The following is an 11,758-nucleotide window of genomic DNA, read 5'->3' on the forward strand; positions in this document are numbered from 1 at the left end:
CACCAATCACCAATCACCAATCACCAATCACCAATCACCAATCACCAATCACCAATCACCAATAACTAATAACTAATAACAAACTACAATAAACCTTCCAGTTGACGACGAATACTGTCTAAATCAGAATTAACACTTTCTGGGGCAGATAGACTGGTAGGGAAGAAGTTTTTATCAGCATCCTCTATTTGTGCTTGGGCTTGCCAATCAGTTTGTTCCACGTTCGTTTCGGGTGGAATTACTAATTCACTGTTTTCAGCCACAATTTCCCAAGTATAGCCAGTGCTTTGGCAAAATTCCTGAACATCATCAGCATTCATCATCTCCACTGTCGGGATAGCGAAGTCTTGAGCTTCTAACATTAAAGCAAAACGGGTGGCATCGTCCTCTGATTCAAACATGAGGATTTTATTGCCTTCTAAACCTTGGCCATTGCTAATCCGAATGCTGTGAATTCCTTCATTATCAGTACCAGCATTGAAAATCAGTACAAAAACACGCATTATCCATCCCTTGATTGATTAGTTCTCTAATTTATCTTAAAGTTCTAGGTTGTACATTCGGGAAAATCTCTAATAATTTTTGTGTGATTGCGGGAAATCAGGCATAGACCAAAAGATATAGTTCTCTAATTTTGCCAAAAACCTAGCTGTAATTTTTGCCATCATTTGGCTATACTCTAATAGACATCTGGTGAAAATTAAATACGGGTCAGCAAGACACTACAGTAGTGTGGGCATCTTGCCCGCGTGAGCGAGACGCTCACACTACAACAAACTACTAGTAGTTAAACGTAAAATTATGTCAAAATTAGTATTTTGTATTCTTCCAGATATCTGGTAATCCAAGAGTGAAAACCTATGTCTAACTCTCCTAGTCAAAATTCTCGCCCCGCTGATTCTGGGCTTAGGCTTCTATGGTTAATGATATTGAACCGTAGTTGTTTAGGTGTAGGTGCTTTGCTATTGATAGGAATTATTTTCAGTATTTGGCGATTGCAGAATTTTGTTTACCAGGAACTAGTACCATTAGCTACCCAAAGTCTGACTACTACTCTCAACCGTCCGGTAAAACTGGGAGCAATTGAGTCCTTTTCCCTGACTGGCGTTCAGTTTGCCGCTTCTGAGATTCCCGCTACAGCCACAGATCCAGATAGGGCAAATATCAAAGCAGTAGATGTAGGTTTTGATATTTGGAAGTTAGTTATTAACCGCAATCTCCGATTGGATGTAACTTTAATTAATCCAGATGTTTATATTCAACAAGATCCCCAAGCCCGCTGGTTAACGACTACTATCACCCCAGGGAGTGATAAGGGATTGATTAAAACTGATTTGGATAAGTTACGGTTTCGGGATGCAAATTTGGTATTAGTACCGAGAAAAATGGGGGGAGATTTTTCTTTACAAGTTCCTGTAAAATTTTCTGGGATTAATGGAACTGCTCAACTCTTAAATAAAAATAAACTAATTAAATTAGACTTGGCTGCTAAGGCAGTAAGTGGGGGTGATATTTCCATTGTCGGAGATTTAATTCCTCAGAAAGTTTTAGCAGGGGATTTTCGAGTGCGAGGGCAAAATCTCCTGTCCGCAGATATTACTCGGCTTGTAACTTTACCACTGACTTTACAAAGTGGGAGAGTAAATGGTGATTTGCGAATTAAGATAACACCAAAGCAGAAAACCTTACTCTATGGCAATGCTATGATGGAGGGGGTAACACTACAAATCGCAAAAATCCCCGAATTATTCAATCATAGTCAGGGAAATCTCATTTTTGATGGACTGGTAATTAAATTAGATAATATAGTCACAAACTACGGACAAATCCCGTTCACAACATCGGGGACTATTGATCAACAAGCAGGGTTTAATTTAAAAGCACGTGTGAATGCGGTAAGTTTGGCCAATGCTCAAGCAACTTTAAAGGTAAAGTTACCATTTCCTGTGAGTGGTATAGCTCAAGCCGATTTGCAGCTAATGGGAGCAACTACTAAACCAGTGCTATCTGGTAATGTGAGGACGTTGAAAACTGCTCGAATTGATCAAGTTGATTTTGGGAAAGTTAGTAGTAAATTTGAGCTTATTAGTAGTAAATCTCTCCTGAGAATTACGGATATTCAAGGCAAAACTACCTATGGGGGTGAGGTTAAAGGCGGGGGAATTATTAAACTTGGTAAAGTATCTGCACTGAATTTTCAACTCCGAGCGGAAAATATGCCAGGGGATGCGATCGCTCAAGTATATAATATCAAAACAGGATTCCCCATTGGCATGATCACAGCCACCGCAGAAATAAAAGGTGTAGCTGATAATACCCACACTTTCGTTAAATGGCAAGCTCCTCAAGCCCAATATCCAGTAACAGGGACAAGTATTATTAATCCTGACCGCACAGTTTCTTTTCGTGATGTAGTTGCAACTGTTGGTGGAGGTGTAGTGAATGGTAGTGGTATTTATAGTCATGATAGCAAGCGTTGGCAGGCTTCGGCTCAATCTAGCAAGATTAAATTAACATCTTTTGTTGACCAAAAACAGCAGGAAAATATTTCTCTAGCTGGGGTAGAATTTAACGGTAATTTGCAATTATCAGGAAATTCTTCACCATTTCAAATAGAGACGATTATTCCTAAAAATGCCAATATCAACATTGCTGGTGGCACAGTTAATATTTCGCAAATTAAGTTACAAGACCAAAATTTTACAACTTTATTAGTTGGGAAAGATTTACGTTTAGGAACAATTTTAAAACAGGCTAACCCAATTTTAAATAATCTCCTCGCAGGTAATTTCACTATTGTCGGTAATAGGGAAAATTTTAACCTCAAAACCTTTGCTGGAACAGGTGAAGGATTCCTCTCTGTTGGTGGAGGGAGAATTAAAGCTGCTAATATTCAAGTTGCAGAAGGTCGCTATCAGGCGAAAATTCAAGCGGAAAATGTCCCCCTGACAAAGTTAGCATCTGTACCACCACAATTCCAAGGAAATATAGCCGGTCAGTTGCAAGTAACTGGTTCGGTCGAGTCGTTCCAACCAGAAACTATTCAAGGGGAGGGAAAAGGCAGCTTGAAATTACCAAGTGGTACAGTTACAGCCTCTTCTATTCAACTTAATAATGGTAATTATCAAGCATTGTTGGCTACTTCAGGTTTACAATTAAACCCTTTCAATCAGCAGTTAAAAGGACAGTTGGGAGGAAAGTTGCAAGTATCGGGAAATGTGACTGCTTCTAAATTAGCAGATGTGGCTGCTGTTGGTCAGGTGCGCTTTAGTCAAGGTTTACAAGGTTTTGATTCACCTATTCAAGCTGATATCGGGTGGAATGGAGAAAAGCTAACTGTTGATAGTTCTAATAATGCTAACTTTCAAGCTAAAGGTTATTTATTAGCTAATGCTAAGAAAGCAGGTATCCCAGAAATTACGCAATTAAATTTTAATGTTCAGGCAAAAAATTATAGTCTGCAACGGTTGCCAGTGCAACTACCTGATACTGCGGATATTGCTGGCAACTTAGATTTTAGCGGACAAGTGACAGGAAAACCCACTGCACCAAATATTATAGGTAAGTTGGGGTTACGGAATTTCCAAGTTCAGGAATTTGCTTTTGAACCATTATTGACTGGTAATGTGAATTCTGGATCAGGACAGGGGTTAAGTTTAGATGTTGCAGGTGTAAAGGAACGGATAGCAATTAATTTAGATGGTAACAATCGCCCCAAATCGTTTTTAGTTCAGTGGCAACAAGCATTGCTATCAGGTGCAGCAACGGGATCTGACTGGGGTGTGAATGTGGCTAATTTCCCATTAAAAGCTTTAAATATACCTGTACCAGCAAATACTCCTTTAAGTCCGGGAGGAGTGAGAGGATTATTAACAGCAAATTTGCAAATTAATTCGCAGACATTTGCCACAGCAGGAAATATAGCCATTGAAAAACCCGAACTTGGCCGGATTAAAGGCGATCGCTTTAGGACACAACTGCGCTATGATAACAATACATTCGTCCTTCGTGATAGCGAACTTCGCAAAGGTGAAAGCAGATATAGCTTTGATGCCAATATCAAACCGTGGGCAAAAAAACCGCAACTGCGAGCAAAAATCAACATTGAAAAAGGCAACATTCAAGACTTTTTGAATGCGGCTCAAATCTTTGATATGGAAGACTTCCAACGTGGTTTAAAAGCACCGACTTACGGCAAGTCTGCGGACTTAACCACCAACTCCCAAGGATTACCTTTAGAGTCTCTATTGACCCAAATCCAACGGTTATCAGAAATTGATGCCCTACTAACTACCCAACAACAACAACGGTCTACGGCTAAACCTATCCCAGATTTAAGAGACTTAAAGGGGATTTTGCATGGGAATATTTTTATTAATACTGCCACAACGGACGAACCCAGGATAAAATTTAACCTCCAAGGAGAAAACTTCACCTGGGGTAAATCAACAGAACCAAGCCGCTTTTATCGTGCGGAACAAGTCATAGCTAAAGGTAGTTTTGAAGAAGGAATTTTCCGTTTCCGACCTTTACGAATTCAATCTCAGCAAAAAATAATTGCCTTTACAGGTAACATTGGTGGTCAGGCGCAATCAGGTCAATTGAAAATCGAAAACTTTCCCATTCAGCGACTAAATAATTTGGTGAAACTGCCACTGGGAATTGGCGGTAAGCTGAATATTACCGCAGCAATAGCTGGGAGTATTATCAATCCTCAAGCTAGAGGAGAATTAAGCATTACAGAAGGAACAATTGATCAGAAATCAGTGGAATCAGCTAATACTAGTTTCAGTTATGCTAACGGACGTTTAAATTTTGGTAGTAAAGTAACGGGAGTGGGAGTAGGGACTGAACCTGCAAATATTAATGGTAGTATTCCCTATACTTTGCCCTTTGCTTCTGAAAAATCAAACAGTAATCAAATTACCTTAGATATCAATGTCAAAAATGAAGGTTTAACAATTCTCAATCTGTTTACTAATGAGATATCTTTTGAAAAAGGACAAGGGGAATTAGATTTAAAAGTTCGGGGAACTCAACAACAACCTTTCGTTAAAGGAACTGCTTCTCTCGATAATGCTACTTTTAGATCCTCAGCCTTACCAGGAAAGTTAACCAATGTGAATGGTAAAGCAATTTTTGATTTAACCCGTGTGTTTATAAAAAGTCTCGAAGGTAAATTTAGTGATGGTAATATTCAAGCCGCTGGAGAATTGCCAATTTTTAATAGTCGAGATACCAAAATAGATGTGCCGCTAATTGTGACTTTAAAACAATTAGTTTTAAATCTCAAGGGGTTATATCAAGGAGGTGCTAATGGTAATTTAGAAATTACTGGTTCTGTGCTGAAACCAATAATTGGCGGTAATATAGAATTATTTGATGGTCAAGTGTTGTTAACAGAATCTCCAGATGAGAATTCAGCAGCTAAGAAAATTGGCAACCAAAACAAACCAGATCCAGAAAATAAAATTACTAGGTTAAATAATTTAGGATTAAAATTAGGTAGAAATATCCAAATTGTCAAACCACCAGTTTTTAAATTCCAAGCTTCTGGAGATCTAATTGTTAACGGTTCTTTAGTTGAACCGATACCAGAAGGAACTATTAAGTTAAATAAAGGTGCAGTAAATTTGTTTACTACCCAATTAAATTTAGCAAAAGGTCATGAACACACCGCTACTTTTAGCCCTCGTCAACCCCGTGATCCTAATTTGGATATTCGGCTATTTGCGAAGATTCTAGATGTAACTCAAAATAGTGATATTAGCAGACAAGGTTCTACAGGTTTAGCCGGGTTGGAAACAGTCCGAGTTGAAGCCAGTATTAATGGTTTAGCTAGTCAAATTAATGATAACTTACAACTAAAAAGTAATCCTTCTCGTTCAGAAACACAAATTGTCACTTTGTTAGGAGGTGGACTTATTGACAATCAAGGACGTAGTGACAGTAATCTGGGTTTAATTAATATTGCTAGTTCGGCTGTTTTCAGTAATTTCCAAGGTGCATTTAATGAAATTGGTGATGCTTTTGGTTTAAGTGAATTGCGGATATTTCCGACTATTGTTTCGGAAAGACCAGCAGCGGGAAGAAATAACTCATCTTTAGAATTAGCTTTAGAAGCCGGAATTGATATTTCTCCGAAATTTTCCCTTTCTACTATTAAGATATTAACAGCAAATGATCCTTTGCAATGGGGGATTAATTACCGGATAAATAATCAATTTCGTCTTCGTTCTTCCACTAATTTAACTGATGATAGCCGGGCTGTAATTGAGTTTGAACGGAAGTTTTAAAAATTACCAATGATCACAAGTAATATCTAACAGTTGTGACAATACGACTCTTTTTTGCTCGTAAAGCAGTCTTCAAAAACAAAGTTGTTTGGTTATGTAAAATACTATCCCACCAATTTCGAGGGACAAAAACGGGAATAATGATAGTTGTGAAAACACCTGGGTGACTTTCCTGGAACTGACCAACAAAATCTACAATTGGCTCAATTACTGAACGATAAGGAGAATCAATAATTTCCAAAGGAATATCGGATTCTAGATTCTGCCATTTTTCTTGGAGTTTTTGCCGATCTGTAGAACCAATATCTACGTGAACAGCGACAATTTCATCTGCAATTGTCCGCGCATAGTCTAAAGCTTCTACTGTTCCTCGGTTTAGCTGTCCGACGACAACTACCGCAGGGTGGGTGATAATTTCTGGCTTGGGAACGGAGATATAACTCCGGGGTGCTAACTCCTGAATACTAAGACGTTGAGCTACATATTGATAATGTTGATGAATAACTGCAAATAAAGTCACTACTAAGGGAATTGCTACCACTACTAACCAAGCACCTAAGAGGAACTTAGTAGAAATTATGACTAATAATACTATTAAGGTAGCAAATGCTCCTAAAGCATTCATAATTGCACTGGCACGCCAATTTCTGGTTTGTCCTTCAAACCAGTGACGAACCATACCAGCTTGGGAAAGGGTAAAGGAAGTAAATACACCAACTGCGTAGAGAGGGATAATGGCGTTAACTTGACCTTTGAAGATAATGGCTAAAATTCCTGCACAGGTACTAAGGAGAATAATCCCGTTAGAGTAGACCAAGCGATCGCCTAATAGAGACAATTGGCGGGGTAAAAATCCATCTCTGGCTAAAAAATAACACAGTCTGGGAAAATCTGCATAACTGGTATTAGCAGCTAACATCAAAACCAACAGGGTAACAACTTGCAGGAAATAGTAAACAGGCCCTGTTCCCAAAATTGCTCTCCCCAAAAGAGAAACTACTGTTTGTCCTTCTCCGGGAACAATATGATAAATGTTTGCCAAGTAAGTGATACCTACAAACATGAATCCCAAAATTACTCCTAAATACAACAAAGTCAGCCGAGCATTTTTCGATTCTGGAGGTTTAAAAGCTAACACCCCATCAGATATTGCCTCGCTTGTTGGTAAGGATTTACCGAGAAAAAATTCTTTAACCTGTGGGTAAAAGGACATAAAAAGTCCACTTAGTAAATAAGTTAATTGATACTTGTCTGAAAGTAAACTCAAACCTAAGTTTACAGAATATAACAATTCTGGCAGATTTATGACAAATTAACTAATAATTGCTACTGAAAACTAACTACTGAAGCACTTCTTAAACCTTGAATGGTAGAAATTACTTGGTTGGCAACTTGATCAATTTCCTCAACTGTATTAAATCTCCCCATCCCAAATCGCATGGAAGCATAAGCTAATTTATCCGAATGTCCCAATGCTTTCAACACATAGGAAGGGGCAACATTATTAGAAGAACAAGCAGAACCCGAAGATACCGCTACTGTTGATTGTAACCCTAATGAAAGTGCTGCACCATCTACACCTTCCACACTAATATTTAAGTTTCCTGCTAATCGGTTTTGAGGATGTCCATTTACATGAATTCCCCCGACAGTAGATAACTGTTGCCACAATCTTGCTCTTAATGCTGTTAATCGTTGATTTTCGGTTTCTTGTTCTGAATCAGCAATTTCTACAGCTTTACCAAAACCGACAATTTGCGGTGTGTATAAAGTCCCAGAACGCATTCCTCTTTCATGTCCTCCCCCATGTTGTTGGGAAGCAAGTTTAACTCTAGGGTTACGTCTGCGGACATATAAAGCCCCAATTCCCTTTGGTCCATAGACTTTATGGGCTGTGAGAGACATTAAATCAATATTCATCTCTTCTACATCTAAAGGGATTTTACCAATAGCTTGGGCTGCGTCTGTGTGCAAAATAATTTGCCTTTGCCGGCACATTTCTCCAATTTCGGCTATTGGTTGTAAAACCCCAATTTCATTATTTGCAGCCATTACAGATACTAAAATTGTATCATGACGCAAAGCTTTTGCTAACTGATTTAAATCAATTAATCCATCTTTTTGTACTGGCAAAATTGTAATATCAAAACCAAGACTTTTTAAATATTCGCAAGGATCTAAAACTGCTTTATGTTCCGTGGCAATAGTCACAATATGCTGACCTTTTTGGAAATAAGCTTCAGCAATACCTTTAATAGCTAAATTATTTGCTTCCGTTGCACCACTGGTAAAAACAATTTCTTCGGGGGTAGCATTAATTGCTTTTGCTAAAATTTCCCGTGTTTGTCTAACAGCAGCTTCCGATTCCCAACCGTAAATATGGCTAATACTCGCCGCATTACCAAACTTTTCGGTAAAATAGGGAATCATAGCAGCCATTACCCTTTCATCAACGGGGGTAGTAGCATGACAATCGAGATAGATAGGACGACTGGACATAATTAATTCAGAGTTAATTCAAAATTTGACTTAGTTTTTTTAAGATTCGGAAAACTTGATAAAGTTCGTTTTCTCGACGATACAAAGTAAATCTGTCTGACAAAGCATATCTAGGTTGATCTTTTTGCAGAAGTTTGATAAATTGAAAATCTTCTCCATTAATGACTAATGAATATACAGGATAATCAGGATGAGGATTAGCCAGCATATAAGTAAGTGCTTGAGGTATGGCTTGTGCAAGGGAAAAAGCAGTTTTTTTAGATTCAATTACCAATAACCATAATTGTTGCTGAATCACTAAAACATCAATTCGGCCTCTGATAACTTCGTCTTCATTTTCGACGGCAATTTCTATTGATGATTCACTTCTAATCAAGAAAGGTTCATCATAAAATCCAGCTAAACTGAGTAAGGGAGATAAAACAACTAACTTTACGGTTTCTTCTGATAAAGGAGGATGTTTAACCAATCGGAGAAAATGAAATTTTACTTTGTCTAGATATTGCTTTTCTAAATCAGAAATTTCTGGCAAATGTTCCCACCATTCAGGAAAAAACGCTTCACTGTCGGTTTGTTCTAAACTAAATCTTTCTTCTAAATAGGCAATGCCTATATTTTGTGCTTGGATGAACTGAACCATAATACAAATAATAGGATGTCAGGAGTCAGGAGTTAGGAGTTAGGAGGTAGAATTGTTGAGAATAGCTTTTGCATAACTATCTAATAATCTACTAACCTCTTGTAGTTTTAACATTGATTCTGATGTATTAGCATATCCTAAATCTTTTGTGAGAATAAGATAGTATCTACATTCTTCCAGAGAAGCTTGTGCAATATTCATAAATCTTACTTTATCTAAATCTCCTTTTTTCTTAAAGCCCTCAGCGATATTTGCAGGAATAGAAATTGATGCGCGTCTAAATTGAGAAGCGAGTCCATATATTTCGGATTTAGGAAAATTCCCAGTTATCTGATATACTTCTAACACAAATTGATGTGCTTTTTGCCAAACTATTAAATCTTCAAATGTTCTCGCAGGTTGCATTTATTCTAACTCCTGACTCCTGACTCCTGTTTGATAAAAGTTTAAATAGCTGCTAATTCCTTGATTTTTTTAAGTACAGCTTCAGCATGACCTTTTGTTTTGACATTCGGCCAAGCGTAGGCGATGCTTTTATTAGGTGAAATCAGGAAGGTGGAACGGGCAACCCCCATATATTCTTTACCCATAAACTTCTTTAAACGCCATGCACCATAAGCTTCTATTAATTGATGTTTAGGATCAGTTAAGAGGGTAATTGATAAATTGTGTTTGTCAATAAATTCACAATGAGATGCGGCAGAGTCGGGACTAACGCCGATAATTTTCGCGCCTACTGTAGTAAATTCTGAGGATAATTCTGTAAAGTCTTGAGCTTCTGTGGTGCAGCCAGGTGTATTATCTTTAGGGTAAAAATAGAGAACTAGCCACTGATTTAGATCGGCAATATTAACTAAATTATTGTTTTGGTCTGGGGTCGAAAAATCTGGTGCAGGTTGGCCAATTTGGGGAATATTGCTCATATATTAGTTAGAGGGTGATAAATTGGGAATAGATGAAAATTATAGTGAAATTAGGCACTCACACTGGATTCAATTTCTCGTCTGCGAGGGACATCATAAACCATAAAATCATGAGCCATAATTGTTTTCGGAAAAATTGCCTTTGCTTCTTTAAGTAAGTCTTTTAATTCAATGGTATTACCTGGAGCATAGCGGGGGCTAAAATGTGTCATAATCAGTTTGCGAACTCCGGCAATGTATGCTGTTTGCGCGGCCATTGTGGTTGTAGAATGTAACCGCTGAAAAGCCATTTCTGAATCTTGATGAGCAAACGTTGCTTCATGAATTAACACATCTGCATCTTGTGCTAATTGTACTGCACCATCACAATAAACTGTATCTGTACAATAGGCAATTTTCCGACCAATTTCTGTGGAACCACATAATTCACTGCCATTAATTACTCTTCCGTCTGCCAGGGTGACTGTTTCACCGCGCTTGAGTTGTCCATAAATTGGACCTGAAGGAATTTCTAAGGCTTTGGCTTTGTCTATATCAAAGCGTCCGGTTCTATCTTTTTCTGCTACTCGGTAGCCAAAAGCAGGAATGCGGTGATGTAAAAGACCACAGCTAACTGTAAATTCATCATCTTCATAAACTACCCCCGACTGCACAGTATGCACTTTAATGGGGTAAGAAAAATGGGTATGAGAGTAACGGGAAGCGGCTTGTAAGTATTCGTTTAATCCCGATGGACCATAAATATCAATTTTGTCTACATTACCTGCTAAACCGCAACTGGCAAGCAATCCCATTAAGCCAAAAATATGATCACCGTGCATATGGGTGACAAAAATTCGGGATAGTTGGCTAACTTTTAAATCACTCCGCAAAATTTGATGCTGAGTTCCTTCCCCACAGTCAAATAACCACAATTCTGCTCGTTGTGGTAACCTCAGTGCCACGCTGGAAACGTTGCGTGATCTTGTAGGTACACCGGAACTAGTCCCTAAAAATGTAATCTGCACGGCGTTTTTTAGCTGTCCTTTTGCTCAATATAGTTGTTGATTCTCTATCTTGGCACAGTATTGGCACAGTCAGCTATTTGAGAAAAAGTAAAATATCAAGATTTTCTAATTTTCCTAGTTTTTATTGCCACCAAAAAGAATTTGCTAAAGGCCAAGATAATTCACAAAGAGTACCTTGAGGATAAAGGGAAACTCGCCTAAATTTACCTTTAATTTGTTGGGCTAAATTTTTAAATTGTTTTGTCCCCCAACCTTCTTTTGATGAGTTAATTCCTAAACCATTATCCATAATGCTTAGACCCGGATTTCTCACAAGCGAAAAAAAATATTCATAAAAAGCGAAAAAAAGGAAGTTTATTTGATACATAAATAGCAAAGATGAAAAAAGGAAAT

General features: G+C 38.0%; 8 protein-coding genes and 1 pseudogene. 1 reads left to right on the forward strand and 8 read right to left on the reverse strand.

The genetic code is table 11. From position 1 onward, the window contains the following. Positions 1-83: 83 nt before the first annotated feature. Positions 84-503 (reverse strand): DUF3110 domain-containing protein, encoded by a 420-nt coding sequence (locus FJR06_RS01575; protein WP_015080465.1) that lies wholly within the window; start codon positions 501-503, stop codon positions 84-86. 357 nt (positions 504-860) lie between these two features. On the opposite strand from FJR06_RS01575, the gene FJR06_RS01580 reads away from it, so the two are divergent. Beyond that, entirely contained in the window at positions 861-6,296 is a 5,436-nt protein-coding gene (locus FJR06_RS01580; RefSeq protein WP_168650483.1) for a translocation/assembly module TamB domain-containing protein, read from the forward strand. Between the two features lie 13 nt (positions 6,297-6,309). Here FJR06_RS01580 and FJR06_RS01585 read toward each other — a convergent pair whose 3' ends face one another. The 7 genes and pseudogenes from FJR06_RS01585 to FJR06_RS01615 form a co-directional block, all read right to left on the reverse strand. Further along, positions 6,310-7,509 (reverse strand): APC family permease, encoded by a 1,200-nt coding sequence (locus tag FJR06_RS01585; RefSeq protein ID WP_254434371.1) that lies wholly within the window; start codon positions 7,507-7,509, stop codon positions 6,310-6,312. 113 nt (positions 7,510-7,622) lie between these two features. Further along, positions 7,623-8,795 carry an IscS subfamily cysteine desulfurase gene (locus tag FJR06_RS01590; RefSeq protein ID WP_168650485.1) on the reverse strand — a complete coding sequence of 391 codons (1,173 nt, stop codon included), beginning with the start codon at positions 8,793-8,795 and terminating at the stop codon, positions 7,623-7,625. 13 nt (positions 8,796-8,808) lie between these two features. After that, entirely contained in the window at positions 8,809-9,435 is a 627-nt protein-coding gene (locus FJR06_RS01595) for a type I restriction endonuclease (RefSeq protein WP_015080462.1), read from the reverse strand. Positions 9,436-9,474: 39 nt separating this feature from the next. Continuing rightward, positions 9,475-9,840 (reverse strand): four helix bundle protein, encoded by a 366-nt coding sequence (locus FJR06_RS01600; protein ID WP_015080461.1) that lies wholly within the window; start codon positions 9,838-9,840, stop codon positions 9,475-9,477. 41 nt (positions 9,841-9,881) lie between these two features. Next, positions 9,882-10,358: a peroxiredoxin gene (locus FJR06_RS01605; RefSeq protein WP_168650487.1), complete on the reverse strand. Its 477-nt coding sequence runs from the start codon at positions 10,356-10,358 to the stop codon at positions 9,882-9,884. 50 nt (positions 10,359-10,408) lie between these two features. Continuing rightward, positions 10,409-11,365 carry a ribonuclease Z gene (locus FJR06_RS01610; RefSeq protein WP_015080459.1) on the reverse strand — a complete coding sequence of 319 codons (957 nt, stop codon included), beginning with the start codon at positions 11,363-11,365 and terminating at the stop codon, positions 10,409-10,411. 121 nt (positions 11,366-11,486) lie between these two features. Then, a pseudogene (locus FJR06_RS01615) lies at positions 11,487-11,758 on the reverse strand (hypothetical protein); the annotation flags it as partial.

The sequence above is a fragment of the Dolichospermum sp. UHCC 0352 genome (assembly GCF_009711925.1).
Taxonomy (GTDB): domain Bacteria; phylum Cyanobacteriota; class Cyanobacteriia; order Cyanobacteriales; family Nostocaceae; genus Dolichospermum; species Dolichospermum lemmermannii.

Coding starts and splice junctions, on each gene's coding strand:
- FJR06_RS01600 (WP_015080461.1), bottom strand. CDS start 9,840: ATGCAACCTGCGAGAACATTTGAAGATTTAATAGTTTGGCAAAAAGCA.
- FJR06_RS01605 (WP_168650487.1), bottom strand. CDS start 10,358: ATGAGCAATATTCCCCAAATTGGCCAACCTGCACCAGATTTTTCGACC.
- FJR06_RS01585 (WP_254434371.1), bottom strand. CDS start 7,509: ATGTCCTTTTACCCACAGGTTAAAGAATTTTTTCTCGGTAAATCCTTA.
- FJR06_RS01580 (WP_168650483.1), top strand. CDS start 861: ATGTCTAACTCTCCTAGTCAAAATTCTCGCCCCGCTGATTCTGGGCTT.
- FJR06_RS01590 (WP_168650485.1), bottom strand. CDS start 8,795: ATGTCCAGTCGTCCTATCTATCTCGATTGTCATGCTACTACCCCCGTT.
- FJR06_RS01575 (WP_015080465.1), bottom strand. CDS start 503: ATGCGTGTTTTTGTACTGATTTTCAATGCTGGTACTGATAATGAAGGA.
- FJR06_RS01595 (WP_015080462.1), bottom strand. CDS start 9,435: ATGGTTCAGTTCATCCAAGCACAAAATATAGGCATTGCCTATTTAGAA.